Source organism: Stenotrophomonas sp. TWI1409 (assembly GCF_039673015.1).
GTDB classification, from domain to species: Bacteria; Pseudomonadota; Gammaproteobacteria; order Xanthomonadales; family Xanthomonadaceae; genus Stenotrophomonas; species Stenotrophomonas maltophilia_A.
The window spans coordinates 20,064-44,440 of the sequence record NZ_JBDJKU010000006.1 but is presented as its reverse complement, the minus strand read 5'-3'; the positions used below and the strand labels follow the sequence as shown (position 1 = coordinate 44,440).

General features: G+C 66.9%; 27 protein-coding genes. 13 read left to right on the top strand and 14 right to left on the bottom strand.

Features of this window, described 5'->3' with window-relative positions; translation table 11 throughout:
• Positions 1-6 precede the first annotated feature (6 nt).
• From ABE423_RS03585 to purE, 3 genes are all read right to left on the bottom strand, one after another.
• Entirely contained in the window at positions 7-348 is a 342-nt protein-coding gene (locus ABE423_RS03585; protein WP_004152082.1) for a carboxymuconolactone decarboxylase family protein, read from the bottom strand.
• A gap of 112 nt (positions 349-460) precedes the next feature.
• Positions 461-1,609: a 5-(carboxyamino)imidazole ribonucleotide synthase gene (locus ABE423_RS03580; protein ID WP_032128885.1), complete on the bottom strand. Its 1,149-nt coding sequence runs from the start codon at positions 1,607-1,609 to the stop codon at positions 461-463.
• Positions 1,606-2,109 (bottom strand): 5-(carboxyamino)imidazole ribonucleotide mutase, encoded by a 504-nt coding sequence (purE, locus tag ABE423_RS03575; protein ID WP_005412808.1) that lies wholly within the window; start codon positions 2,107-2,109, stop codon positions 1,606-1,608. Before purE ends, ABE423_RS03580 begins: the two co-directional genes overlap by 4 nt.
• Positions 2,110-2,167: 58 nt before the next feature.
• Between purE and ABE423_RS03570 the strand changes: the two genes are divergently transcribed.
• From ABE423_RS03570 to ABE423_RS03555, 4 genes are all read left to right on the top strand, one after another.
• Positions 2,168-2,437 carry a Trm112 family protein gene (locus ABE423_RS03570; RefSeq protein WP_049455526.1) on the top strand — a complete coding sequence of 90 codons (270 nt, stop codon included), beginning with the start codon at positions 2,168-2,170 and terminating at the stop codon, positions 2,435-2,437.
• A complete protein-coding gene (gene nadC, locus ABE423_RS03565; protein WP_049463565.1) occupies positions 2,434-3,285 on the top strand; it encodes a carboxylating nicotinate-nucleotide diphosphorylase in 852 nt (283 codons plus the stop codon). Before ABE423_RS03570 ends, nadC begins: the two co-directional genes overlap by 4 nt.
• A gap of 75 nt (positions 3,286-3,360) precedes the next feature.
• Positions 3,361-4,362, top strand: coding sequence for a DUF2272 domain-containing protein (locus ABE423_RS03560; RefSeq protein ID WP_180837470.1), 1,002 nt, complete (start codon positions 3,361-3,363; stop codon positions 4,360-4,362).
• Between the two features lie 67 nt (positions 4,363-4,429).
• Entirely contained in the window at positions 4,430-4,780 is a 351-nt protein-coding gene (locus ABE423_RS03555) for a DUF3301 domain-containing protein (protein ID WP_049423257.1), read from the top strand.
• A gap of 85 nt (positions 4,781-4,865) precedes the next feature.
• Here ABE423_RS03555 and ABE423_RS03550 read toward each other — a convergent pair whose 3' ends face one another.
• The 7 genes from ABE423_RS03550 to ABE423_RS03520 form a co-directional block, all read right to left on the bottom strand.
• On the bottom strand, positions 4,866-5,318 hold the full coding sequence (locus ABE423_RS03550) for a ClpXP protease specificity-enhancing factor (protein ID WP_019659028.1): 453 nt from the start codon (positions 5,316-5,318) through the stop codon (positions 4,866-4,868).
• Between the two features lie 84 nt (positions 5,319-5,402).
• Positions 5,403-6,038: a glutathione S-transferase N-terminal domain-containing protein gene (locus ABE423_RS03545; RefSeq protein WP_032128879.1), complete on the bottom strand. Its 636-nt coding sequence runs from the start codon at positions 6,036-6,038 to the stop codon at positions 5,403-5,405.
• A gap of 134 nt (positions 6,039-6,172) precedes the next feature.
• Positions 6,173-6,922 (bottom strand): cytochrome c1, encoded by a 750-nt coding sequence (locus ABE423_RS03540; protein WP_032128878.1) that lies wholly within the window; start codon positions 6,920-6,922, stop codon positions 6,173-6,175.
• Entirely contained in the window at positions 6,915-8,174 is a 1,260-nt protein-coding gene (locus tag ABE423_RS03535; protein ID WP_032128877.1) for a cytochrome bc complex cytochrome b subunit, read from the bottom strand. Before ABE423_RS03535 ends, ABE423_RS03540 begins: the two co-directional genes overlap by 8 nt.
• Positions 8,174-8,794, bottom strand: coding sequence for a ubiquinol-cytochrome c reductase iron-sulfur subunit (petA, locus tag ABE423_RS03530; protein WP_010486121.1), 621 nt, complete (start codon positions 8,792-8,794; stop codon positions 8,174-8,176). The genes ABE423_RS03535 and petA overlap by 1 nt, the downstream gene beginning before the upstream one ends.
• 200 nt (positions 8,795-8,994) lie before the next feature.
• The gene (locus ABE423_RS03525; RefSeq protein ID WP_346485008.1) at positions 8,995-9,927 is read right to left on the bottom strand and encodes a lytic transglycosylase domain-containing protein; all 933 of its coding nucleotides are present in this window, start codon (positions 9,925-9,927) and stop codon (positions 8,995-8,997) included.
• A gap of 46 nt (positions 9,928-9,973) precedes the next feature.
• The gene (locus ABE423_RS03520; RefSeq protein WP_346485006.1) at positions 9,974-10,942 is read right to left on the bottom strand and encodes a WYL domain-containing protein; all 969 of its coding nucleotides are present in this window, start codon (positions 10,940-10,942) and stop codon (positions 9,974-9,976) included.
• 80 nt (positions 10,943-11,022) lie between these two features.
• Here ABE423_RS03520 and ABE423_RS03515 point away from each other — a divergent pair, with 80 nt between their 5' ends.
• Positions 11,023-11,643, top strand: a complete 621-nt coding sequence (locus ABE423_RS03515) for a glutathione S-transferase family protein (RefSeq protein ID WP_012510589.1) — start codon at positions 11,023-11,025, stop codon at positions 11,641-11,643.
• 198 nt (positions 11,644-11,841) lie between these two features.
• The gene (miaB, locus tag ABE423_RS03510) at positions 11,842-13,260 is read left to right on the top strand and encodes a tRNA (N6-isopentenyl adenosine(37)-C2)-methylthiotransferase MiaB (RefSeq protein ID WP_049399909.1); all 1,419 of its coding nucleotides are present in this window, start codon (positions 11,842-11,844) and stop codon (positions 13,258-13,260) included.
• A 79-nt stretch (positions 13,261-13,339) separates the two neighbouring features.
• Here the strand turns inward: miaB and ABE423_RS03505 are convergent, their stop codons facing one another.
• From ABE423_RS03505 to ABE423_RS03495, 3 genes are read right to left on the bottom strand one after another with little or no spacing between them, the layout of a single operon-like run.
• Positions 13,340-14,452 (bottom strand): ABC transporter permease, encoded by a 1,113-nt coding sequence (locus tag ABE423_RS03505; protein ID WP_346485003.1) that lies wholly within the window; start codon positions 14,450-14,452, stop codon positions 13,340-13,342.
• Positions 14,449-15,372, bottom strand: coding sequence for an ABC transporter ATP-binding protein (locus ABE423_RS03500; protein WP_346485001.1), 924 nt, complete (start codon positions 15,370-15,372; stop codon positions 14,449-14,451). The genes ABE423_RS03505 and ABE423_RS03500 overlap by 4 nt, the downstream gene beginning before the upstream one ends.
• Before the next feature lie 20 nt (positions 15,373-15,392).
• Positions 15,393-16,349: an HlyD family efflux transporter periplasmic adaptor subunit gene (locus tag ABE423_RS03495; protein WP_346484999.1), complete on the bottom strand. Its 957-nt coding sequence runs from the start codon at positions 16,347-16,349 to the stop codon at positions 15,393-15,395.
• Positions 16,350-16,832: 483 nt separating this feature from the next.
• Between ABE423_RS03495 and ABE423_RS03490 the strand changes: the two genes are divergently transcribed.
• The 7 genes from ABE423_RS03490 (at position 16,833) to ABE423_RS03460 (ending at position 22,760) form a co-directional block, all read left to right on the top strand.
• On the top strand, positions 16,833-17,819 hold the full coding sequence (locus ABE423_RS03490) for a PhoH family protein (RefSeq protein WP_019337148.1): 987 nt from the start codon (positions 16,833-16,835) through the stop codon (positions 17,817-17,819).
• Positions 17,816-18,301 carry an rRNA maturation RNase YbeY gene (gene ybeY, locus ABE423_RS03485; RefSeq protein ID WP_005408831.1) on the top strand — a complete coding sequence of 162 codons (486 nt, stop codon included), beginning with the start codon at positions 17,816-17,818 and terminating at the stop codon, positions 18,299-18,301. Before ABE423_RS03490 ends, ybeY begins: the two co-directional genes overlap by 4 nt.
• A gap of 41 nt (positions 18,302-18,342) precedes the next feature.
• Positions 18,343-18,951, top strand: coding sequence for a hypothetical protein (locus ABE423_RS03480; protein ID WP_346484996.1), 609 nt, complete (start codon positions 18,343-18,345; stop codon positions 18,949-18,951).
• The gene (locus tag ABE423_RS03475) at positions 18,951-19,538 is read left to right on the top strand and encodes a hypothetical protein (RefSeq protein WP_182267537.1); all 588 of its coding nucleotides are present in this window, start codon (positions 18,951-18,953) and stop codon (positions 19,536-19,538) included. The genes ABE423_RS03480 and ABE423_RS03475 overlap by 1 nt, the downstream gene beginning before the upstream one ends.
• A 64-nt stretch (positions 19,539-19,602) precedes the next feature.
• Positions 19,603-20,484, top strand: a complete 882-nt coding sequence (locus ABE423_RS03470; RefSeq protein WP_005408827.1) for a transporter associated domain-containing protein — start codon at positions 19,603-19,605, stop codon at positions 20,482-20,484.
• On the top strand, positions 20,481-21,731 hold the full coding sequence (locus ABE423_RS03465) for a DUF4105 domain-containing protein (RefSeq protein WP_346484994.1): 1,251 nt from the start codon (positions 20,481-20,483) through the stop codon (positions 21,729-21,731). Before ABE423_RS03470 ends, ABE423_RS03465 begins: the two co-directional genes overlap by 4 nt.
• Before the next feature lie 6 nt (positions 21,732-21,737).
• Complete coding sequence (locus ABE423_RS03460; protein ID WP_012510579.1) at positions 21,738-22,760, top strand: magnesium and cobalt transport protein CorA; 1,023 nt, start codon at positions 21,738-21,740, stop codon at positions 22,758-22,760.
• A 172-nt stretch (positions 22,761-22,932) separates the two neighbouring features.
• Here ABE423_RS03460 and ABE423_RS03455 read toward each other — a convergent pair whose 3' ends face one another.
• Positions 22,933-24,297: an NAD-dependent succinate-semialdehyde dehydrogenase gene (locus ABE423_RS03455; protein ID WP_180837462.1), complete on the bottom strand. Its 1,365-nt coding sequence runs from the start codon at positions 24,295-24,297 to the stop codon at positions 22,933-22,935.
• Positions 24,298-24,377: the final 80 nt, after the last annotated feature.

Below are 24,377 nucleotides of genomic sequence, written 5' to 3'. Positions count from 1 at the left end.
GGAGCTTCACGCGCTCTCGTGCGCGGCCACCGCGTCCATCACCCGTGCCGAGTACACCAGTGCGGCGCCTGCATTGAGCGACACTGCCACGCCCAGCGCCTCGGCGATTTCCTCGCGGCTGGCGCCGTGCTTCAGCGCTGCATCCACATGCACGGTAATGCAGCCGTCGCAGCGGGTGGTCACTGCCACGGCCAGCGCGATCAGCTCGCGGGTCTTGGCATCCAGGTGGTTGGTCTGCGCGCCGGCATTGGCCAGGGTGGCATAGCCCTTGACCGTATCCGGCGAGAGCTTGCCGATCTCGCCGATGCGGCCCTTCAGTTCCTTGCGGTAGGCATTCCAGTCGAGCATGGTCGTGACTCCTGTGAAAGGAGCTCCACGCTACCACCGGGAATGTTGCGCCGATGCCTGCACCGGCGCGCCACATCGTTGCATTGCCGGCCAGCGGCCGGCACTACCGGGTTCAGCGGTTGCGCAGCGCGTGTACCGCCGGCGCCACCTGGGCCTGGCGACCCAGCTCCAGACCCACCTGGTCCAGTGCATCGGCCAGTGCATCAGCAGCATCATCGCGCAGCGTGGCATGACCGACCTTGCGGCCCTCACGCGGCTCCTTGCCGTAGTCGTGCCAGTGGCCGCTGGCCTGGGCCAGCACCGGCGCCGGGTCCGGCATCGCGCCCAGCCAGTTCAGCATGCAGGCATGGCCGAGCATGCGGGTGCTGCCCAGGGGCAGGCCCAGCACGGCGCGCAGGTGATTCTCGAACTGCGAGGTCTCGCTGCCTTCGATGGTCCAGTGGCCGGAGTTGTGCACGCGCGGCGCCATCTCGTTGGCCAACAGCTCGCCATCGCGGCAGAACAGCTCCAGCGCGAACACGCCGACATACTGCAGGTGCTCGGCGACGCGACGGGCATAGCCGATCGCGGCCTCGTGCTCGGCGGCCGACAACACGGCCGGCGCCACGCTGGCCGACAGCACGCCGTCGACGTGCCAGTTGCCGGTGACCGGCCAGGCCTCGAAGCTGCCATCGCGGCCACGCACGGCAACCACGCTGACCTCCCGCTGGAAGGCCACGAAGCCCTCCAGGATCAGACCAGTACGCTCGACCTGCGCACCCAGCGCATCCCATGCGGCATCGATGTCGGCCTCGCTGCGCAGGCGGAACTGACCCTTGCCGTCGTAACCGAGGCGGCGGGTCTTGAGGATGCACGGCAGACCGAACTCGGCAGCCTTCGCCGCCAACTCGTCACGGCTGCGGATGTCAGCGAAGGCCGGCAGCGGAATGCCCAGCTGCTGGAACAAGGTCTTCTCGCTCAACCGGTCCTGGGCCACGGCCAGTGCGGCCGGCGGCGGGTAGACCGGCACGCGGTCGGCCAGGAACTGCGCGCTGTCGGCCGGCACGTTCTCGAAATCGAACGTGACCACGTCGACCTTGGCCGCGAAATCCGCCAGCGCCTGACGGTCATCGAAGGCACCGACGGTGAGCGGCGCCAGCGGGCCGCTGCAGGCGTCGGCTGCGGGGTCGTACAGTTCGAAGCGCAATCCCAGCGGCGCACCGGCCAGTACCATCATGCGGGCGAGCTGGCCGCCACCCAGGATGCCTACGGTCAGGCTCATTGGCGTGGATCGTCGTGGGCCATCACGTCTTCGGTCTGGCGTGCGCGGAACGCGTCGAGCGCCTGGCCGATCGCCGGCTGGTCACTGGCCAGCATTGCGGCGGCGAACAGCGCGGCGTTGGAGGCGCCGGCATTGCCGATGGCGAAGGTGGCGACCGGGATGCCGGCCGGCATCTGCACGATCGACAGCAGCGAATCCATGCCGTTGAGGGCCTTGGACTGCACCGGCACGCCCAGCACCGGCACGGCGGTCTTGGCGGCGATCATGCCCGGCAGGTGCGCGGCCCCGCCGGCACCGGCGATGATCGCGCGCAGGCCACGCGGGCCCGCCTGCTCGGCGTAACTGAACAACACATCCGGCGTCCGATGCGCGGACACTACCTTCACTTCGAACGGAACACCCAGAGCTTCAAGCTTCTGGGCGGCGTGCTGCATGGTTTCCCAGTCGGAACGGGAACCCATGACGATGCCGACAAGCGGCGCGATCGGGTTGGGGGTCATTGGCCGTCACCTGCCTTAAAGACGTATTCTAGCCATCTTCCACGCAAGACGAAGAACCATGGATCGCAAGCTGCTCGACCTGCTGGTGTCGCCGGACACCCGCCAGCCCCTGTCCCTGCTGGATGGCAAGGGCCTGGAAGCCCTCAACAAGGCCATTTCCGCCGGCGCGGTGAACAAGGCCGATGGCAACCCGCTGGCGCAGCCGCTGCGCGAAGCGCTGGTCACCCGCGACCGCAAGCAGGTGTTCCGCGTTGACGACGGCATCCCGGTGCTGCTGGCCGAGGAAGCCATCTCGACCGCCCAGATCGCCGACTTCCCGGCCGCATGAGCGCGCTGCCGACGCCGGATGCGGCCGTTGTCGCCGCCGATGTCGCGCGTGCGCTGGCCGAGGACCTGGGCAGCGGCGACGTCACCGCCGCCCTGCTGCCCGACCAGGCCGACAGCGCCTACCTGCTGTGCAAGCAGGACGGGGTGATCGCCGGCCGCCCCTGGTTCGACGCCACCCATCGCGCGCTCGACCCGGACGTGCGCATCGAATGGCATGTCTCCGAGGGCGACACGGTCACCGCCGGCACCGTACTGGCGCTGCTGCACGGGCGCAGCCGCAGCCTGGTGAGCGCCGAGCGCACTTCGCTGAACTTCCTGCAGACGCTGTCCGGCACCGCCACGACCACCGCGCGCTACGTGGCGGCCGTGGCCGGCACCGGCACGCGCATCCTCGACACCCGCAAGACCCTGCCCGGCCTGCGCCTGGCGCAGAAGTACGCGGTGCGCTGCGGCGGTGGAGAGAACCATCGTTTCGGCCTGTACGACACGGTGATGCTGAAGGAAAACCACATCCGCGCTGCCGGTTCACTGGCCGCAGCCGTGGCTGCCGCACGCCGGCAATGGCCTGGGTTGCCGCTGGTGGTCGAGGTCGAGGATCTTGCGCAGCTGCGCCAGGCGCTGGAAGCTGGTTGCGAACGCATCCTGCTGGATGACTTCAGCCCCGACCTGCGCCGCGAGGCGGTGCGCATCACGGCGGGCCGCATTCCGCTGGAAGTGTCCGGCAGCGTGGGCCTGGGTGGCCTGCGTTCGATCGCCGAGGACGGCGTGGACTGCATCTCCATTGGCGGCCTGACAAAGCACGTGCAGGCGATTGATCTGTCGCTGAAGCTGGGCCCGCCGCCGGGCTGAGGCCTGACCCGGTTCTCACACCCGGCGTTCACGACAGCGCTGCGACGCTGCGGTCATCCCCCACAGGAGCCGCGCATGCGCCGGATGCTCTTGCCTGCCTGCCTGCTGCTGGCCGCAGCCCCCTTGTCCGCAGCGGCCGCCGAAGCCTGCGATGTGCCGCCCCGCTTCGGCCTGAGCCCGTTGGCGGTGGCCATCCGCAATACCGCCTGCAACGAGCACCGGCTGTGGTTCCGGCCCTTCATTGATCGCGATGGCCGCGCCGCCAGCCTCAGTGTCACCGAGGCCGAAAGCGATCACCTGGCCGACAACGGCCTGATCGCCTGGCAGCGCGTGGCCGGCTACTGGCGCAACAGCGGCACGCTCAACGCAATGGGCAGCATCGCCGGCGCCAGCAGCTGCCTGGCACCGCTGGGTACGCGCTACACCGACAGCGACTGCCGCGCCTTCCTGGTCGACAACCCGTGGTCAGCCGCGTTCATTTCCTGGGTGATGGTGCAGTCCGGCGTTCCTGGCTTCAACACCTCGCCACGCCACATCGACTACATCCGTGGCGCGTACCAGGGCGGCCCCTCGGGCGTGCCGTACCGGTTGGTCGATCCCGCGTCCGCAAAACCCGCACCGGGCGACCTGCTGTGCTTCCTGCGCGACCGCAGCACCACGCTCAGCTACAGCGGGCTGGTGCAGGCACTGGGCAATGGCTCGGTGGGCCACTGGAAATCACATTGCGAAGTGGTGGTAGCGGCCAATCTTGGCGGCGACCAGACCCTGTACCTGGTCGGTGGCAACGTGATGAACACCGTGGCGATGCGGTTGCTGCCGCTGGACCGCACCGGGCTGATCAAGCTGCCGCCCGCGCGCGAACGCAACAGCACCGGCATCGACCCCAGCTGCACGCCGGGCCGCGAGGACGAATGCAGCTTCAACCGGCAGGACTGGGCAGCGCTGCTGCAGTTGATCGCCACATCACCGCTGGTGATGCCCTCTCCCACTGCGACGCCGATGCAGCCCGCCCCAACACCGCAACCGGTCATCGTGCCCGCGCAACCGGTATCCAGCGAACCGCAGCCGCGGCGGTGAATCCAGCGCTTGATCCAGCGCACGTTCGCCGCCATCTTTGCGGAATCGACCTCTGACGGCTGACGCCATGCCCACCCTGCTGCTGTTGCTGATTGCCGGCGGAATCATCTACTTCTTCTGGAACGCTGCGCGTTCGGCCGCCGAGCGCGCGGTCGAGCTGGGACGCAATGCCTGCCGCGCAGCCGACGTGCAATGGCTGGACCAGGCGGTGCATGCCACCGGCCTGCGCCTGTCGCGCGGCGAGGATGGCCGGCTCGGTTTCGAGCGCACGTTCAAGTTCGAGTATTCCTACGATGGCATCGATCGCCACGTGGGCCGCATGGTGCTGCGCGGCGACCAGTTGATCTCGTTCACTGGCCCGGGCGCGGCGCGGATCAGCCAGATCCGGCCGGATGCGGAGGATGCCGAGGATGTCTAAGGGCTTTGAGTGCCGACCAACGGTCGGCACCCGCCGGTAAATCCTGTAAAGGAAAACGCCGCCCATCGGGGCGGCGTCAGAGGGATTACTTGACCACGCGCAGGTTCGGGCGACCCTTGGGCGGCGGACTGGCCGGCGGGGTATCGTCCGGCGGCGTGCCTTCCTCGTGCAGCAGTTCGTCGCTGGTCGGCGCAGTTTCGCTGCCCGGAATGTCATCCGGCAGTGCCATGCCCTGCCCGGTCTCGCGGGCATAGACGGCCAGCACGGCACTGATCGGCACCTGCACCGGGTAGCTGGTGCCGGAGAAGCGCGCCGAGAAGCTCACCATCTCGTTGTCGATCATCAGCCGCACGACAGCGCGTTCGGCGATGTTGAGCACAACCCGGCCATCCTTGACCGCCGAAGGCGGGACCTGCACGCCGGGGACGCCGGCGTCGACCAGGATGTGCGGAGTCAGCTGGTTGTCGTTGATCCATTCCACCAGCGCCCGCAGCAGGTACGGGCGGTGGCTGGTCATGTGGAAGAAGTCTTCGGTCATGCGTGAAGTGTACGCGCCCGGCGCCCCGCCGGGGCAGATCGTCTGCACGCCGGTCGGCGTGCAGACGGGTAAAGCAAGACGGGATCAGCCCGGCAGATCGCGCAGCTTCTTTTCCTGGTCGGTCAGGCTGCGGACAAAACCCGGATGGCGGAAGATGCGGTTGCCGTAGTCTTCAATCGCCTTGCCGTCCTTCGGCAGCGGCACATCCAGCGACTGCAGGCGCCAGATGATCGGCGCCATCGCGCAGTCGGCCAGGCTCATTTCCGGGTTGAGGAAGAACTTGCTGGCCTTGAACAGCGGCAGCGAGGCCGTCAGCAGTTCTTTCAGGCGCTTGCGACCGGCCTCGGCCTGGGTCTTGTTGCCCAGCTGGATGGCCTGCACCTGCGGCACCCAGTCGTGCTCGATGCGCAGCATGGCCAACCGGATGCGGGCACGCGACAGCGGATCGACCGGCATCAGCGGCGGATGCGGATAGCGCTCATCGAGGTATTCGCTGACCACCGACGCGGCGTAAAGCACCAGTTCGCGTTCGACCAGGGTCGGCACCGAGTGGTACGGATTGAGGTCGATCAGGTCTTCAGGCGGGTTCTGTGGATCGACCGGAACGAAGTCGAAGGTCACACCCTTGGCCGCCAGCACCAAGCGTACACGGTGGCACAGTACGTCGTCGTTCGAGGAAAACAGCGTCAGTGTATTGCGCATGCGTACGCTCGCCGCCATCAAAGGCTCTCCCACGACAGGAGACCGCCTGCCGCATCGGCGCCGCCGGCACCGTGCCAGCGATCGACTCCTCCCCGAGTGTGCAACCGACCATCACAAAAGCCAATAGGCCCGTGTGATGGTCGGCGGCAGATTCAGTGAACGTCCTTCCAGTATTCCTTCTTCAGCAGGTACAGCAGGAAGGTCAGCAGGGCCAGGAACAGGATCACCCACACGCCCAGCTGCTGGCGCTTGAGCGCGGCCGGTTCGCCGGCGTATTCGAGGAAGTTGGTGATGTCACGCACGGCCTGGTCGTACTGTCCGGCATCGACGTTGCCTGGCGTTTCCAGGCGCAGGCCGGTCACCGGCGGGTCCATGCCCGGCGCCTCCGGCTTGCCATGCACGGCATGCTGCAGGCCCTGCATTTCCCACAGCGGGTTGGGCATGGACGCGTTGGCGAACAGCGCGTTGTTCCAGCCCAGCGGCCGGCTGCTGTCCAGGTAGAACGACTTGAGGTAGGTGTAGACCCAGTCACTACCGCGCACGCGCGCGATCAGGCTGAGGTCCGGCGGCATCTTGCCGAACCACTTCTCGGCATTCTCCTTGGGCATCGCCACCGGAATCGGGTCACCGATCGCCGAGCCGGTGAAGTTGAGGTTGTTCATCACCTCTTCCTCGGTCAGGCCCAGATCCTGCGCCATCCGCGAATAGCGCAGGTACTTCAGCGCATGGCAGCCGGAGCAGTAGTTCATGTACAGCTGCGCGCCGCGCTGCAGCGAGGCGCGGTCACCGAGATCGTTGCCGGCCTGCAGCAGCTTGGTGCCGCCCTCGGCGGCGGAGGCCAGGAAACTGCCCAGCATCAAGGCGGCCGTCAGGGCCAGCCGGACCATCCAGCGTTCAGTCATGGGTGGTCACCCTCTCCGGTACCGGCTTGGTCCTGTCCAACCTTGTCCATAGCGGCATGGTGATGAAGAACGCGAAGTACAGGAAGGTCAGCACCCGCCCGATGTAGGTCTCGTGCACGTCGGTGCCTGGGCCGGAACCGATCACGCCCAGCCAGACGAAGCACACCGCCAGTACGCCCAGCATCACCTTCGAGATCCAGCCGCGGTAGCGCACCGATTTCACCTTCGCCTTGTCCAGCCACGGCACCAGGAACAGGATCGCGATGGCCGAAAACATCACCAGCACGCCGCCCAGCTTGTTCGGCACCACGCGCAACATCGCGTAGTACGGCGTGTAGTACCAGACCGGCTTGATGTGCTCCGGGGTCACCAGGCGGTTGGCCTCGGTGAAGTTGTCGTGCTCCAGGAACAGGCCGCCGAAACCGGGCGCGAAGAAGATGATGAAGGCGGCGATGATCAGCAGGAAGCCGGCGCCGACGCCATCCTTGAGCGTGTAATAGGGATGGAACGGAATGCCGTCGGCCGGGGCGTTCGGCGACCAGCGGTTGCCCTTCGGCCCCTTCTTGATCTCCACGCCGTCTGGGTTGTTCGACCCCACTTCGTGCAGCGCGCCCAGGTGCAGCACCACCAGCAGCAACAGCACCAGCGGCAATGCGATGACATGCAGCGCGAAGAAGCGGTTGAGCGTGGCGTCGCTGGGCAGGTAGTCGCCCATGATCCATTCGGTCAGGCCGTTGCCGATCACCGGTATCGCGCCGAACAGCGAGATGATCACCTTGGCGCCCCAGAACGACATCTGGCCCCACGGCAGCACGTAGCCCATGAACGCTTCGGCCATCAGCACCAGGTAGATCAGCATGCCCAGGATCCACACCAGCTCGCGCGGCTTCTGGTAACTGCCGTACAGCAGGCCGCGGAACATGTGCAGGTAGACCACGATGAAGAACAGCGAGGCCCCGGTGGAGTGCATGTAGCGGATCAACCAGCCCCACTCCACATCACGCATGATGTATTCGATGGAACCGAACGCCTCGGCGGCGTTGGTCTTGTAGTGCATCGTCAGGAAGATGCCGGTGACGATCTGGTTGACCAGCACCAGCAGCGCCAGCGAACCGAAGTAGTACCAGATGTTGAAGTTCTTCGGCGCGTAGTACTCGCTGACGTGCTTGCGGTACACCGGCATCAGGCCCGGTGCCCGGGCATTGACCCAGTCGGCCACGCCGCTGGCGGTACGGCTGAGGATATTGGCCATCAGGCAGCCCCCTGCGGATCGACACCGATGATGATGGTGTTGTCGTCCTGGTAGTGGTGCGCGGGCACCTTCAGGTTGATCGGCGCCGGCACGTCCTTGAAGACGCGGCCGGACATATCGAAGCGCGACTTGTGGCAGGGGCAGAAGTAGCCGCCCTTCCACTGCGGGTCGTAGGGTTCAGGCCGGATCTCGGCGACCATTTCCGGCGAGCAGCCCAGGTGCGTGCACAGGCCGACCAGCACGGAGATGTCCGGCTTGATCGAGCGCAGCTCGGGGTTCTGCTTCAGCACGTACTCCGGCTGCTGGTCCTTCTCGCCGGACTCGGGGTCCTTGAGACGGCCGTCCAGCCCGTGCAGCGCATCGAGGATCGCCTTGGACCGTTTGACGATCCAGATCGGCTGGCCACGCCATTCCACGATCAGGCGTTGGCCTTCCTGCAGGGCGCTGATGTCGGCCACCACCGGTGCGCCGGCAAGCTTGGCGCGGGCACTGGGGTTCCAGGATTTGATGAAAGGAACTGCGGTGAATCCGACGCCGACGGCGCCCACCACGGCTGTGGTGGCAGAAAGAAAACGCCGACGTCCGGTGTTGACTGGATCGTGTACCCCATCGTTGGCCATCCGGCACTCCGATATTGATTAGGTAGCTTTAAGGCTGCCAGCGGATCCGGTGGGGGCCAGAGCCGCATTGAATCACGGTCGAGTGTAGCGGAACCGTCGCGCGCCACACAACGCATTGCAACAACATTGATTGCGGGGTTGCCGGCCAGCGGCCGGTCGGTACCGGCCATTGCCCAGGGGTTGCCGGCCAGCGGCCGGCACTACTGGTGCGTCAATGCGGTGCGGTAACGCTCGGCCAGCTGCCCGACCCGGCGCACGTAGTACTGGGTTTCGCTGTAGGGCGGTACGCCACCATGGCGGTCGACCGCGCCTTCGCCGGCGTTGTAGCCCGCCGCCGCCAGAGTCAGATCGCCATTGAAGCGCTTCAACAACCACGCAAGATACTGCACGCCGCCACGGATGTTCTGCCCGGCATCGTAGGAATCACTGACCCCGAAGCGGGCAGCGGTCGGCGGCATCAGCTGCATCAGGCCCTGCGCACCCGCGCGGCTGAGCGCGGTCGGGTTGTAGGCCGACTCGGCGTGGATGATCGCGCGCACCACAGCCTCTTCCACGCCGAACTCGCGCGCGGCCGAGGTGATCTCGGCCTGGAAGGCCGAGGTGTTCAGGCGCACGGTGCCGAAGTCCACGCGTGGATTGACCCCGCACGCGTAGCAGCGCTCCATGAAACTGTAGCGGATGGTCCGCACCGGGCCGAGATTGGCGACCTGGGTCGGGCGCGCACTGGTGTAGTGGCGCACGCCGTCCTTCATGAAGGAATAGACCTGGCCGCTGACCATGCGTCCGGCGCGCAGGGCGACCGGCTGTGCTGGAGCAGCTGCGGGTGCGGATGCGGGTACGGACGCAGGTGCGACCGTTGCCGGCGTTGCGGCGCTGGCGGCAACGGCCACCGGATTGCGTTCGATGCTGGCCACTGCGGTCGGCGTCGGCCTTGGCGCGGCCACCACCGGGCGCGGCGCCGGACGGGGGTCGCGGCTGTAGCTGATGGTACTGCAGCGCGCACCCGCCACCCGCTTGCTCACATAACTGGTGACGCCGTCAGGGCCCTGGCACTTGTACAGGGTTCCGGCGCTGGCCGGCGCAGCGGTCAGCGCAGCGATGATGATCGCCGTTGTCCCCAGTATCCCCTTCATGGCGGCGAGTGTCCCAGCTTCGCCGGGGCTTGCCAAGCGATGTGGCTCAGCCTGTGACCGGCGGCACAGCCAGCACCTGGCCCAGCCCGGCCAGGCGCTGGGCCAGTTCGTCGCGCAGGCCTGGCGGCGTGGTCCACAGCGCCACCGGCACGCGGTCCAGGCTCAGGATCTGCGCCAGCATCATGCCCCGGCTCTCAGCACCCATGCGCAGCAGGCAGTGCTCGGCGCCGTCCGCCTCCAGCACCCCGCACCAGGGCGGAATGCGCCCTTCCAGCTCGGCGCGGCTGCCGGCCAGGCGCAGGATCGCCTGCAGCGCGAACGGGGCCTGGCTGACTGCCTGCCGCACCATTACATCCGGCGGCGCCGGGGTGCGCCGGTGCATGCCCGGCTCGGAGCACTCACGCACCTCGCCCATCCGGTCCACGCGCAGGGTGCGCCAGTCCTGCCGGCCCAGATCCCAGGCCAGCAGGTACCAGCGCCGCCCGTAGTTGACCAGGTGCTGGGCCTCGACCTCGCGCTGGGTCACCGCGTCCTGCGCACTACGGTACTCGAAGGCCAGCCGCGCCGCCTGCCGGCAATGCAGGGCCAGCCGGCCCAGCAGGCGTGCATCGGTTGACGGAAGATCGGACAGGGTAGCCGTCGCTGCATGCACCTCGCCTGCCTGCTGGCGACGGCGGGCCGGCACCAGCGGGTCGAGCTTGGACAGCAGGCCACGCGCGGTGTCGTCGATCCCGGCGACGGTGGCCGAGGCCGCACGCAGCGCGATGGCCAGGGTGGTCGCCTCCTCCTCGTCCAGCAGCATCGGCAACACCGGCGCGCCGGACCCCAGCTGGTAGCCGCCACCAACGCCGGCCGAGGCCTGTACCGGGTAACCCAGCTCGCGCAGGCGCTCGATGTCACGGCGGATGCTGCGCCGGTCCACGCCCATGCGCTCGGCCAACTCGGCCCCGGACCACTGGCGACGGGCCTGCAGCAGGGCGATCAGGCGCAACAGTCGATGGGCGGTATGGCGCATGAAGGATCGAGGACAGAAGTCGTCCGCAATAGTGCCCCAGGATGAGCTCCAGTTCACCACCCACCGCAAGGAGCAATGCCATGACATCCCGCCAGATCACCCTGTACCACGCCGCCCGTTCACGCTCGAGCGGCGCCGTGGCCCTGCTCGAAGCGCTGGGTGCCGACTACCGCATGCAGGTGCTGGACCTGAAGGCCGGCGCCAACCTGGCCCCGGCCTACCTGGCCATCAACCCGATGGGCAAGGTGCCGGCCATCGTCCACAACGGCGCACTGGTGACCGAGCAGGTGGCGATTTACCTGTACCTGGCCGACCTGTACCCGGAAGCCGGGCTGGCCCCGCCGATCGGCGACGCCCTGCGCGGCCCCTACCTGCGCTGGATGGCCTTCTACGGCGCCTGTTTCGAGCCGGCGATGATCGACAAGGCGATGCATCGCGAGCCGCCGCCGCGCCTGATGTCGCCCTACAACGACGCGGAGACGGTGCTGCAGGTGATCGAAGCCCAGCTGGCGCAGGGGCCGTACCTGCTCGGCGAGACGATGAGCGCCGCCGACGTGCTGTGGGGCAATGCGCTGGCCTGGACCACCGCCTTTGGCCTGGTGCAGCCGGCGCCGGCCACGGCTGATTACATTGCACGGATGAGTGCGATGACCGCTTTCGACCGTTCGCGGCAGATCGATGCGGAGCTGGCAGCGGCCTGAGGCATGCCGACGGGCGCGGCCGGGCGCTACCGGGGGGACCCGGAATTCCAGTAGATCCACGCCATGCGTGCATGACCCGCCCGCCGTGCCTGCGGGACGGAAAGCAGCCAGGCATGGCCTGGCTCTACTGGGCCGGCGCGCGCGCTGGGATGCGGGTAGAATTGCCCGCTTTCCCGCCACCCGAATGGATTAAGCGCCATGACCGGGACGCCAGACGTCTTTCCGCCCGCCACGCCGGGCGGTACCCCGCTCGTTGCCCTGCCCGCCGGTCCGCGCAAGCCCGACCAGGTGAAAGGCAAGCTGTACATCAAGACCCACGGTTGCCAGATGAACGAGTACGACTCGGCCAAGATGGCCGACGTGCTTGCCGCCAGCGATGGGCTGGAACTGACCGACAGCCCGGACGACGCCGACGTCATCCTGGTCAATACCTGCTCCATCCGCGAGAAGGCGCAGGAGAAGGTGTTCAGCCAGCTGGGCGTGTGGAAGGGACTGAAGAACAAGGGCCGCGAGGTCATCATCGGCGTGGGCGGCTGCGTCGCTTCGCAGGAAGGCGAAGCGATCATCAAGCGCGCGCCGTTCGTCGACCTGGTGTTCGGCCCGCAGACCCTGCACCGCCTGCCGGAACTGATCCGTGCACGGCGCGAGCAGAAGCGCCCGCAGGTGGACATCAGCTTCCCCGAGATCGAGAAGTTCGACCGCCTGCCGGAACCGCGCGCCGAAGGCGCTTCGGCCTTCGTCTCGATCATGGAAGGTTGTTCCAAGTACTGCTCGTTCTGCGTGGTGCCCTACACCCGCGGTACCGAAGTCAGCCGCCCGTTCGAGGACGTGGTGGTGGAGGTGGCGCAGCTGGCTGCACAGGGCGTGCGTGAGATCAACCTGCTCGGCCAGAACGTCAACGCCTACCGTGGGCCCTATGGGGACGGCGAGTTCGCCGACCTCGGCCTGCTGATCCGCACCATCGCCGAGATCGATGGCGTCGGCCGCATCCGCTTCACCACCTCGCATCCGCTGGAGTTCAGCGATTCGCTGATCGACGCGTTCCGCGACGTGCCGCAGCTGGCCAACTTCCTGCACCTGCCGGTACAAGCAGGCAGCGACCGCGTGCTGTCGGCGATGAAGCGTGGCTACACCGCACTGGAATTCAAGTCGAAGATCCGCAAGCTGCGCGCGGTGCGCCCGGACATCTCGATCAGCTCGGACTTCATCGTCGGCTTCCCCGGCGAGACCGATGCCGATTTCGAGAAGACCATGAAGCTGATCGAGGACATCGGCTTCGACCACAGCTTCTCCTTCATCTATTCGCGTCGCCCGGGTACACCGGCTGCGGATCTGGAGGACACGATCAGCGATGCCGAGAAGCACGCGCGCCTGTCGCGCCTGCAGGAACGCATCAATGCGCACGCTGCCGGCATTTCCGAAAAGATGGTCGGTACCGTGCAGACGGTGCTGGTGGAAGGTCCTTCGCGGAAGAACCCGAACGAACTGACCGGCAAAACCGAGAACATGCGTTCGGTGAATTTCCCGGCGCCGGCACGATTGATCGGCCAGTTCGTGGACGTGGTGATCACCGAAGCGCTGACCAATTCGCTGCGCGCGCGGGTGGTGGCGGAATAAGGTTAGGGTGTGCCGACCAACGATCGGCACCCACCGGAGTTGATGCCGGCCAGCGGCCGGCACTACCGGATGGCATGCCTCAATCCAATCGCTTGCGGAAACGCAGGATCGCCAGAGTCATCATCACCACGATGAAGGCCAGCAGCGCCAGTGCATCGTGCCACAGCTCCCACAGCGAGGCGCCGCGCAGCATGATGCCGCGCACCAGGCGCAGGAAGTGGGTCAGCGGCAGCACTTCGGCCAGCCACTGCACCGGCCGTGGCATGCCGGCGAACGGGAACATGAAGCCCGACAACAGGATCGACGGCAGGAACAGGAACAGCGTCATCTGCATCGCCTGGAACTGCGAGCGCGCACGCGTTGAGATCAGCAGGCCCAGCGCCAGGTTGGCCAGCACCAGCAGCACCGCGGCCAGATAGATGTCCAGCAGGCTGCCGCGGATCGGCACCTGGAACAGCCAGGTGCCCAGCACCAATACCAGCGTGGTCTGCAGCAGACCGATGGCCGCATAGGGCAGCACCTTGCCGACCATCAGTTCGCTGCGCGACACCGGTGTGGCGATCAGCAGTTCCATGTTGCCGCGCTCGCGTTCGCGCACCACCGCTACGGCCGTGAACATCACCAGGGTCATGGTCAGGATCACCCCGATCAGGCCCGGCACGATGTTCACCGCCGAACGCCGCTGCGGGTTGTAGAAGCTGGTCACGCTGATCGGACCACCAGCGATGCTGCCTTCGCGCAGCGGCTGCGCGTTGCTGGTCGGACGCGTATCCAGCGGCACCTGTGCCAGCTGGATCGCTGCGCTCTGCACCACGGTGTCGCTGCCGTCGACCAGCACCTGTACCGCTTCGCGTCCATCGAAGCGACGACGCTCAAAGTCGGCCGGCACCACGATGCCGACACTGATTTCGCCACGGCGCAGCGCCTGCATCAGTTGATCGGGCGTGTACGCCTCGCTGCGCGGCGTGATCACGCCGGTGGCGACCATGTCCTGCACCAGCGCGCGTGACGCCGCGCTGTTGGCCTGGTCGGCGACACCGGCGTTGAGATGGCGCAGGTTGAGATTGATCGCGTAGCCGAACAGCAGCAGCTGCATCACCGGAATGCCGACGATCATCGCCAGCGTGATGCGGTCGCGGCGCAGCTGCCGCAGCTCCTTGAGCATGATCGCCCACAGGCGGCGCAGGTTCATGCCGCCGGCTCCCGGCCACGGCCGCGGGTGGCCGCCACGAACACGTCTTCCAGGTTCGGTGCCACCGCCTCGATGCGGGCCTGCGGATCGGCGCTGGCCAGCGCGCGCCGCAATGCGGCGGCGTCCGCGACATCCTCGCTGCACAATACCCGCAGCTGGGTGCCGATCTGCGCCACGCTCAGCACGCCGGGCAGCTCAGACAGTGCGCGGCTGGCCTGGCGCGGCTGCGTCGAGGTGACCTGCAGCGTGCGGCCGTCCAGCCGTGCACACAGTTCGGCCGGCGTGCCATCGGCCACCAGCGCGCCTCGATCGAGGATCGCCAGGCGGTGGCAACGCTCGGCCTCGTCCATGTAGTGGGTCGACACCAGCACCGTCGTACCGGCATCGGCCAGCTCGAACAAGGCCTCCCAGAAATCGCGGCGCGATTCCGGATCGACCGCACTGGTCGGCTCGTCCAGGAACAGCAGTTCGGGCGAATGCACCACGGCACCGGCCAGGGCCAGGCGCTGCTTCTGGCCACCACTGAGCGTGCCAGCCAGTTGTGGCTGGCGGTCCTGCAGCCGGTATTGCTGCAGCAGTTCGTCGACCCGCTGCCGGGCCTGTGCGCGCGGCAGGTCCTGGATGGCGGCGAGGAACTCCAGGTTCTCGCGCACCGACAGATCTTCATACAACGAGAAGCGCTGGGTCATGTAGCCGATGCGTCGGCGCAGCGCTTCGGCCTGCTCGGGAACCGCCAACCCCAGCACCTCGATCTGCCCTGCGCTGGGTTCCAGCAGGCCGCACAGCATGCGGATGGTGGTCGACTTGCCAGACCCGTTCGGGCCCAGAAAACCGTATACCTGTCCGCGCGGTACGGTCAGGTCGACGTTGTCCACGGCCAGCAGCTCGCCGAAGCGGCGGGTCAGGCCCCGCGCATGCACCGCGATGTCCGCACCGGTGTTCAGAAGCGCACCTGTACCGGAAGACCCGCTGGCAGTTTCTGCATGTCGCTGTTTCCGTCCACTTCAATCTCGGCCAGATAGCTCAGCCGTTCGACGTCATCGCCGGTCAGTGCGTAGTACGGCGTGAACGATGGTTCGCTACGGATTGCACGTACATGCCCCTTCAGCACGGTGTTGCCGCCTTCCAGCTGTATCTGCGCGGCCTGCCCGACCTTCACCTGCAGACGCAGCGGTTGCGGCAGGTAGACACGCGCATAGGGGCGCTCGCCGACCAGCATCACTGCCAGCGGCGCACCGATCGGTGCCTGGTCCCCTTGCCGGTAGGGCAATGCATCGACTACCCCGTCGCGCGGTGCACGCAACTGCAGCTTCTGCAGGTTCACGCTCTGTACCACCTGCTGTGCCCGTGCGGCATCGGCGGCCGCCTGGCCCTGGGCGATATCCTGCACACGGCTGCCGTGCACCCGCTCCAGCCAGGCCTGCTCGGCAGCACGCACGCTGGCCTCGGCATTGCCGGCGGCGGCGCGTGCTCGATCCAGTTCAGCGGCGGCAATCAAGTGCTGCTGTGCCAACGGCTGGACCCGTCGGTAATAGGCACTTGCTTCGGCAGCCTGTGCGCGCAACGCGGCCAGCTGTGCCTGTGCCTGCGCGATCCGCTCCTGGCGTGGGCCGATCTGCAGTTCTTCCAGCTGCGCCTGCGCACGCGCCGTATCAGCCTGCGCTGCGGCGAACTGCGCGTCTCCCCGCGCCGGGTCCAGCTGCATCAGCACGGTCCCGGCCTTGACCTGCTGGCCCTCGCGCACCTCCACCGTGGCGATCACTTCGGCCGCCGGTGCCGGCACCGTGATCCGGTCCCACTCCAGCGTGCCCAGCGCAGTCGGCGTTGACTGCCCACACCCCACCAGCAGGCCGATGCCCGCCAGTCCGATTCCACGCATCCCGTTGCCGATGCCCATGCCATCCCCTCCTGCGACGGCGACACGGTGCCATGTGCCCCGTGCACCCTCAATGATTCCAATCAGCCCTGACGGTTTTTTCACCACGCGTGGGCAAGCCTTTTGCTGCAAGGCTCCGCACCACCTATCCACAGGTTGATTCGGCATCATTCCACAACCGTTGTGGAAATCCGGCAGGACCCGGCGCTGTTGCTCGCCCGGCAACGAAACCTGCACTGCCATCACGATGAATGCCCCCCGTGCAGGCGCCCCGTGGCAGTGCTGCCGTAGCGACCGGCGACCATGACGCTTTTTTCACCAGGACCTCATGGGCCTTGTGGCACAAGCATTGCGAAGGTCTATCCACAGGTTTCCGCGTGCCCCGTCCACACCGGGTGTGGAAAACGCTGTATCGACCGTCTGCTGGCCGTGTGCCCCGCACGCGCGCTACCCTTGTCCTCCCTGAATACACTGCGGTGGAAGGCGTCCGCCCCACCCCAAGCAATGAAAAGCATCGATCATCGAGACTTCACCCTGTCGCCGGAAGACAACGAGCGACTGGCCAACCTGTGCGGCCCCTTCGACGGGCACCTGCGCCAGATCGAGCTGAAGCTCGGCGTGGAGATCGCAAATCGTGGCTTCGTGTTCCGCATCAGCGGCCCCAACGAAGCCATCGTCGAGGCGCAGAAGCTGGTTGAAGCGCTGTACGCCGAAGCCGGCGAAACGACCTTCGACAACCATGCCATCCACCTGCGCCTGGCGCAGGCCAATGTCGAGCAGATCGCCGAGCGCTCCTACGAAGCGCAGGAGGTTGCGATCAAGGTCAAGCGCGGCACGGTGCGCGGCCGCGGCGCCAACCAGGGCCGTTACCTGCACCAGATCGCCACCCACGACATCAACTTCGGCATCGGCCCGGCCGGCACCGGCAAGACTTTCCTGGCCGTGGCCAGCGCGGTCGAAGCCCTGAATGAATCGCGGGTGCAGCGCCTGATCCTGGTGCGCCCGGCGGTGGAGGCCGGCGAGAAGCTTGGCTTCCTGCCCGGCGACCTGAGCCAGAAGGTCGATCCCTACCTGCGACCGCTGTACGACGCCCTGTACGAGATGATGGGCGTGGAAAAGGTGGTCAAGCTGCTGGAGAAGAACGTCATCGAGATCGCGCCGCTGGCCTACATGCGCGGCCGCACGCTCAACGATGCGTTCGTGATCCTGGACGAAGCACAGAACACCACCATCGAGCAGATGAAGATGTTCCTGACCCGCCTGGGCTACGGTTCCACTGCGGTGGTCACCGGTGACCTGACCCAGACCGACCTGCCCAAGCACGTGAAGTCCGGCCTGCGCGACGCCATCGACGTGCTGCGTGAGGTCGAGGGCGTCAGCTTCACCTTCTTCGAATCCCGTGACGTGGTCCGCCACCCGCTGGTCGCGCGCATCGTGAGCGCGTACGACCGCCGCGACCTGCATCAGATCCAACCTGGAGCAACTCCATGACCCGTGGTCCCGTGCGATTGGACGTCGCCGTCAGCTATGCCCTGCCGCGCGCCGGCCTGCCGGCGGCAGTGAGCTTCCGCAAGTGGGTGGCCGCCGCGTTGAAGGGCCGCATCCGCGAGGCCGATCTGGCCATCCGCGTGGTCGATGCCAAGGAAGGACAGTCGTTGAACCGCCATTACCGCGGCAAGGACTACGCCACCAACGTGCTCAGCTTCCCGGCCGAAGTGCCCGAAGGCCTGCCCAAGGGCGTCAAGTTCCCGCTGCTGGGTGACCTGGTGATCTGTGCTCCGGTCGTGGCACGGGAGGCCGACGAACAGGGCAAGGCACTCAATGCCCATTACGCGCATCTGACCGTGCACGGCGTGCTGCACCTGCTCGGCTGGGACCACGAGGACGACAAGGAAGCCGAGGCGATGGAGCAGCTGGAGCGGGAAATCCTGGCCGAGCTGGGCATCGACGATCCATACGCGGGCGAGCGCTGAGCGGGCCACCGCCCGTCGCCAGGAACACGAGAGGAACAAGGATGACCTCGGGAAACGGCTCAATGATGTTTGTGATCGGCGCCACCTTGTTCGCCATGCTGCTGGTGCTGGGCGCGTATGCCGTGCGCCGCATCAGCGCCCACGAACCCAGCGGCAGGCACTGGCTGCTGCGCAGCCTGGCCCTGCTCTCGCCCGTGTGCCTGCTGGCCGGGCTGGCGATCGGCATGATCGGCCCGCACCTCAGCGGACGGTTGGAACCGGCCCATCTCCCCGGTCTGCTTGAAACGTCGATGGTGCTGACGCTGGTGGGTGCACTGACCCTTCCGCTCCTGTGGCGGATGATCGTGCACCGCCGCCTGGGCCGCTCCGTGAACGCACTCCCGTTCTTCCACGCCAGCCGTACCTCGCTGCTGGTGCTGTTCGTGCTGGCTGTGATCTACATGAAAGTGGCCAGGACCGCGGCAGTGGAACTGATGCCCTGGCTGACCAGCCCGGGCCTGTGGCCGGCGGTGGCGCGCATCGCGGGGCAATCGATGCAGGTCGCCATGCTTGCGGTCATGTTGACGCTCTCACTGATGGTCGTACGGCGGGCGATGACCGGTTTCCTGCGCCTTCTCAACGGGCTGTTCCGGCGCTCGCCGGGGCTATGATGGCGGCCCTTCGCCTGCGGAAACCGACCGTGTCACTGCGCTGCTGCCTGCCCCTGCTCTGTGCCCTCGCCGCTCCCTCCGCCTTCGCCACCAGCCTGGACCTGCCGGCCCTGATCGAATGCCGCCAGGGCGTGGCCGAGCAGGCCGCGCTGGCGCCGCTGCTGGCCGATCCGCTGAAGGCCGTGGCCCAGGGCCTGCAACCGCTGCCGCAGGGCAACCAGTTCATGAGCGAGTTCCGGCTGGCCAGCCCGATCACCGTCTTCGGCCAACAGACCGAGCGGGTGGCGGTGGCCGGCGCCAGCATCATGGCGGTGCTCGACCAGGCCGACCCACGCCCGCTGGCCAAACGGCTGGAATTGGAGACCGGCTACGACCAGGACGGCAAGTTCATGGCCGGCCGCGAACTGGTCAGCCGCGACGTGACCGACCCGAAGACCGGCGAGGCCCAGATCGAGTCGATCATCCTCAGCGTCTCCACCGTGGCCTCCCACCCCGGCAAGACCCTGGCCGGCTGCACCTACAGCCTGGACCTGCCCGAGGAGGAGCCGGCCCCGGCCGCCCCAACCCCGGCCACCGGCAGTCACTGACAGGCCGTCACATCCTGCTAGACTTGGGTCAACGCCCGGCCTGCCGGGTGCCTTTTTTCCAGAGATGTCAGAAGACGACAGTAGTAGCTCCCCTGCGGAGCACAGTGAAAAGAAGCGCGGCTGGCTTGAACGCCTGACCTCCGCCTTCTCCGGCGAACCCCATACCCGCGACGAGCTGGTCGCTGTCCTGCACACTGCGCAGGAAGAGGGTCTGATCGCCGCCGATACCCTGAAGATGATGGAAGGCGCCATTTCGGTGGCCGAGCTGACCGTGGGAGACGTGATGATTTCGCGCTCGCAGATGGTCTCGCTGCCGGTTGAAGCGCCCTTCCTGGAACTGATGAAGCAGGTGGTCGAATCCGGCCATTCGCGCTTCCCGGTACACGGCGAGAACAAGGACGACATCCTTGGCATCCTGTTGGCAAAGGACCTGCTGCGCGGCGTGGTTGCCGACAACGGCCCGGCCAACGTGCGCGAGCTGCTGCGCCCGGCGGTGCTGATCCCGGAAGCGAAGAAGCTCAACGTGCTGCTGAAGGAATTCCGCCTGTCGCGCAATCACATGGCCATCGTGGTGGACGAGTACGGCGGTGTCGCCGGCCTGGTCACCATCGAGGACGTGCTGGAACAGATCGTCGGCGAGATCGACGATGAGCATGACGAGGCTGAAGATCCCTCGGCGCAGATCGCCATCCAGTCCGACGGCCAGTACGTGGTCGACGCGCTGACCCCGATCGGCGACTTCAACGAGCGCTTCGGCGCGACGTTCTCCGACGAGGACTACGACACCATCGGCGGCCTGGTCACCGAGGCCGTGGGCCATCTGCCGGAAGTCGGTGACGAGCTGGCGCTGGATCGCTTCATGTTCCGCGTGGCCCGCGCCGATGCGCGCCGGGTACAGGCCTTCCACGTGACCGTGCTGCCGCCGGACGCGCAGGACGACGCTTGAAGCGCCGCGGCCTGATCCTCATGGTGTGGCTGGCACTGTGCGTGCTGGCCATGGCCCTGCCGCTGGCCGCCTTCGCGCAGCCGGTCGCAGCCACACCTGCCGTACCCGCGACCAACGCTGAAGCCCCTGCCCCGCGCATCGGCGTGGTGACCATGCAGCCGGGCACCGTGTTCTTCGAACGCTTCGGCCACGACGCCATCGTCGTGGTCGATCCGGTCAGCGGCGAGGCAACCTCGTACAACTTCGGCTACTTCGATCCGTCCGAGGACGATTTCATCAGCCGCTTCGCACGCGGCGACATGATGTATTACCTGGTGGCGCTGCCGTTGCAGCAGGACCTGTCCTACTACGACGAGTCCGGCCGTGGCGCCAGCGTGCAGTGGCTGGACCTGCGCCCGGACCAGGCGCGTGCGCTGGCCGCCGACCTGGCCGAGCGGGCCAAGCCGGAAAACGCGCGCTACCACTACGATTACTACACCGCCAACTGCGCCACGATGGTGCGCGACACGGTGGACAAGGCATTGGGTGGCGGCCTGCAGTCGCAGCTGTCGGGGCGCTCGCGCGGCAACACCTACCGCAGTGAATCGGTCCGCCTGGCGTCGCCGGCACCGTGGATGTGGCTGGGCTTCGATGTCGGCCTTGGGCCGTTCGCCGACCAGCCGCTGTCGCGCTGGCAGGAAGCCTTCGTGCCGATGCGCCTGGCCGATGCGCTGCGCCAGGCACGCAACAGCGATGGCCGTCCGCTGGTGCAGTCCGAACAGGAACTGCTACCGCATCGTATCGATGCGGAGCCGAAGGAATTCGCGCGCCGCTGGTGGCCGTGGCTGCTGCTCGGGCTGATCGTGGCCGGCGGCGTGCTGGCGCTGCGCAACCGCCCGCGCCTGCTGGCCGGGCTGGCCCTGCCGTTCTGGCTGCTGTGCGCCCTGTTTGGTGGCGTGCTGGTGTTCCTGTGGGGCTTCAGCATCCACTACGCCGCATGGGCCAACCGCAACCTGCTGTTGCTCTCGCCGCTGGCCGTGCTGCTGTTGCCGGGTGCAATCGCCCTGCTGCGTCGTCGCGTGCCGGGCCGCATGTTCAGGATCGTGCTGTGGCTGCTGGCGGTACAGGCGGTGGCCGCGCTGGTACTGCACTGGCTGAGCCTGCAGGCACAGTACAACGTGCAGTGGATCGTGCTGCTGCTGCCCGTCCACGTCGCGCTGGCATGGGTGCTGGGGCGTACTCCTCACTTGTCCAAAACACAGCCCTGACGCACGATGGCGGGCATGTCATTGCCCGCCTCTGCTGCCGCGCCCGCCTCGGCCAACCCCGCCTGCGTCATCAACTGCGTCCACTACGATGACGAGGGCAAACGCCACGACATCACCCTGGACGCCATCAGCGATGTCATTGCCAGTGGCAACGGCTTCGTCTGGGTCGGCCTGTACGACCCCAATGATGATGTGCTGTTGAAACTGCAGGAAGAGTTCTGCCTGCACGACCTGGCCATCGAGGATGCGCGCAACGCGCACCAGCGGCCCAAGGTCGAGACCTACGGCAATTCCATGTTCGTGGTGGTGACCACCGCGCAGATGGTCGACGAGCGCATCCAGTACGGCGAAACCCATGCCTTCCTCGGCCCGCGCTTCCTGGTGACGGTACGCCATGGCGCTTCGCTGTCCTATGCCCCGGTGCGTGCGCGGGTGGAACGCGAGCCGCAGCTGCTGAAGATGGGCCCGTCGTACTGCCTGTACGCGGTGACCGACTTCGTGGTCGACAACTACCTGCCCATCGTGCACCGCTTCCGCGACACCCTGGAGCTGCTGGAGAAGGACATCTTCGCCGACACCTACAAGCGCAGCACGGTGGTGCGGCTGTACGAGCTCAAGCGCGAACTGAACAAGATGCGGATGGCGGTGGCGCCGCTGCAGGATGTGCTGGCGCAGCTGCGCCGCTACCAGGGCGAGCTGATCCCCGACGAAGTGAAGCTGTACATCCGCGACGTCCACGACCACGCAGTACGCATCAGCGATGTGATCGACACCCTGCGTGAGATGCTGGGCACCGCGCTGAGCGTGAACCTGTCGCTGGTGACGCTGGCGCAGGGCGAGACGGTCAAGCGGCTGGGTGCATGGGCCGCGCTGCTGGCGGCGCCGACACTGATCACCAGCTGGTACGGCATGAACTTCAGCCACATGCCGGAGTTGAGCGAGCCGTGGTCGTACCCGCTGATGATCGTGGGCGTGGGCGGTGTGTGCGTGGGGCTGTACCGGTTGTTCAAGCGCGCGAAGTGGTTGTAGGGCGTATCGACCAACGGTCGATACCCACCGCGCAGGTAGGCCACGACCGTTGGCCGTGGCGCATGACCCGCCTTCTGTAGAGTCGAGCCATGCTCGACTTGCTATACGACGCATTCCGTAGAATCGAGCGAAGCGCAGTCGAGCATGGCTCGACTCTACAGAAGCAGCGGCATCAAGCCACGTAGACGGTCTTGATGTTCATGAACTCATGGATGCCGTGGTCGGCCAGCTCCCGGCCGAAACCGGACTGTTTGCTGCCGCCGAACGGCAACCGCGCGTCGCTCTTGACGATGGCGTTGACGAACGCTGCACCACACTCCATGCGCTGCGCGAAACGTTCGCCGCGCACTGGATCGCGCGTCCACACGCTGCCGCCCAGGCCGAAGCGGGTGTCGTTGGCCACGCGCAGTGCCTCGGCCTCATCCTTGACCCGGATCACTGCGGCCACCGGCCCGAACAGCTCCTCGTCATACGCCGGCATGCCCGGGCCGACCTGGTCGAGCACCGTGGCCGGATAGCCGGCATGGGTGCCGGCAATCGGCTCACCACCGATCAGCACCCGCGCGCCCTTGGCCACGCTGGCCTGCACCTGCTTGTGCAGTTCGTCACGCAGGTCGGCGCGAGCCATGGGCGCCAGCGTGGTACCGCGCTCATCGGGATCGCCGTACTGGCGCTCGCCCGCCGCCTGCACAAAGCGACGGGTGAATTCATCGGCCACCGCCTCGACCACGATGAAGCGCTTGGCCGCGATGCAGGTCTGCCCGCTGTTGTCGAAGCGCGACTTCACTGCCGCGGCCACGGTCTTGTCGAGGTCGGCATCGTCGAGCACCACGAAGGCATCGCTGCCACCCAGCTCCATCACCGACTTCTTCAGCTGGCTGCCGGCATTGGAGGCGATCGAGCGCCCTGCCCGCTCGCTGCCGGTCAGCGTCACCGCCTTCACCCGTGCGTCGCGCAGCACGTCGGCGGCCTGGTCGTTGTCGATGTGCAGCACGTCGAACACGCCATCAGGCAGGCCGCCGTCACGGCACACCGCCAGGATCAGGTCGGCGCACTGCGGCACGTTGCTGGCGTGCTTGAGCAGGGCCACGTTGCCAGCCATGAAGGCTGGCGCGAGGAAACGGAACACCTGCCAGATCGGGAAATTCCATGGCATCACCGCGAACACGCAGCCGATCGGCTCGTAGCGCACATAGCTGCGCTGTGCTTCGGTGTCGATCAGCTGCGGCTTGAGGTAATCAGCGGCGTGGTCGGCGTAGAACTCGCAGGTCGCCGCGCACTTGTCGACCTCGGCCAGCGCCTCCGCCTTGAGCTTGCCCATCTCGTGGGTCATCGCCTGCTGCAGATCATCGCGGCGCGCACGCAGTTGGCCAGCGATCTGCTTGAGGATCGCCCCCCGCTCCTGCAGCGAGCGCTCGGCCCAGCCGGGGAAGGCATCGGCAGCAGCCTGCAGGCGCTGCTCGATGTCGGCAGCACCCATCAGTTCATGGCGGTAGGTCACCTGGCCGGTGGCCGGGTCGACAATCTCGACGGTCATGGGGGATCTCCATCTGGAAGACCCCCATTGTGCGCCGCCGGCCGTGAGCCGGATGTTGCCGACGCTGTCGACAAACCGTG

Coding starts and splice junctions, on each gene's coding strand:
- ABE423_RS03585 (WP_004152082.1), bottom strand. CDS start 348: ATGCTCGACTGGAATGCCTACCGCAAGGAACTGAAGGGCCGCATCGGC.
- ABE423_RS03580 (WP_032128885.1), bottom strand. CDS start 1,609: ATGAGCCTGACCGTAGGCATCCTGGGTGGCGGCCAGCTCGCCCGCATG.
- purE (WP_005412808.1), bottom strand. CDS start 2,109: ATGACCCCCAACCCGATCGCGCCGCTTGTCGGCATCGTCATGGGTTCC.
- ABE423_RS03570 (WP_049455526.1), top strand. CDS start 2,168: ATGGATCGCAAGCTGCTCGACCTGCTGGTGTCGCCGGACACCCGCCAG.
- nadC (WP_049463565.1), top strand. CDS start 2,434: ATGAGCGCGCTGCCGACGCCGGATGCGGCCGTTGTCGCCGCCGATGTC.
- ABE423_RS03560 (WP_180837470.1), top strand. CDS start 3,361: ATGCGCCGGATGCTCTTGCCTGCCTGCCTGCTGCTGGCCGCAGCCCCC.
- ABE423_RS03555 (WP_049423257.1), top strand. CDS start 4,430: ATGCCCACCCTGCTGCTGTTGCTGATTGCCGGCGGAATCATCTACTTC.
- ABE423_RS03550 (WP_019659028.1), bottom strand. CDS start 5,318: ATGACCGAAGACTTCTTCCACATGACCAGCCACCGCCCGTACCTGCTG.
- ABE423_RS03545 (WP_032128879.1), bottom strand. CDS start 6,038: ATGGCGGCGAGCGTACGCATGCGCAATACACTGACGCTGTTTTCCTCG.
- ABE423_RS03540 (WP_032128878.1), bottom strand. CDS start 6,922: ATGACTGAACGCTGGATGGTCCGGCTGGCCCTGACGGCCGCCTTGATG.
- ABE423_RS03535 (WP_032128877.1), bottom strand. CDS start 8,174: ATGGCCAATATCCTCAGCCGTACCGCCAGCGGCGTGGCCGACTGGGTC.
- petA (WP_010486121.1), bottom strand. CDS start 8,794: ATGGCCAACGATGGGGTACACGATCCAGTCAACACCGGACGTCGGCGT.
- ABE423_RS03525 (WP_346485008.1), bottom strand. CDS start 9,927: ATGAAGGGGATACTGGGGACAACGGCGATCATCATCGCTGCGCTGACC.
- ABE423_RS03520 (WP_346485006.1), bottom strand. CDS start 10,942: ATGCGCCATACCGCCCATCGACTGTTGCGCCTGATCGCCCTGCTGCAG.
- ABE423_RS03515 (WP_012510589.1), top strand. CDS start 11,023: ATGACATCCCGCCAGATCACCCTGTACCACGCCGCCCGTTCACGCTCG.
- miaB (WP_049399909.1), top strand. CDS start 11,842: ATGACCGGGACGCCAGACGTCTTTCCGCCCGCCACGCCGGGCGGTACC.
- ABE423_RS03505 (WP_346485003.1), bottom strand. CDS start 14,452: ATGAACCTGCGCCGCCTGTGGGCGATCATGCTCAAGGAGCTGCGGCAG.
- ABE423_RS03495 (WP_346484999.1), bottom strand. CDS start 16,349: ATGGGCATCGGCAACGGGATGCGTGGAATCGGACTGGCGGGCATCGGC.
- ABE423_RS03490 (WP_019337148.1), top strand. CDS start 16,833: ATGAAAAGCATCGATCATCGAGACTTCACCCTGTCGCCGGAAGACAAC.
- ybeY (WP_005408831.1), top strand. CDS start 17,816: ATGACCCGTGGTCCCGTGCGATTGGACGTCGCCGTCAGCTATGCCCTG.
- ABE423_RS03480 (WP_346484996.1), top strand. CDS start 18,343: ATGACCTCGGGAAACGGCTCAATGATGTTTGTGATCGGCGCCACCTTG.
- ABE423_RS03475 (WP_182267537.1), top strand. CDS start 18,951: ATGGCGGCCCTTCGCCTGCGGAAACCGACCGTGTCACTGCGCTGCTGC.
- ABE423_RS03470 (WP_005408827.1), top strand. CDS start 19,603: ATGTCAGAAGACGACAGTAGTAGCTCCCCTGCGGAGCACAGTGAAAAG.
- ABE423_RS03460 (WP_012510579.1), top strand. CDS start 21,738: ATGGCGGGCATGTCATTGCCCGCCTCTGCTGCCGCGCCCGCCTCGGCC.
- ABE423_RS03455 (WP_180837462.1), bottom strand. CDS start 24,297: ATGACCGTCGAGATTGTCGACCCGGCCACCGGCCAGGTGACCTACCGC.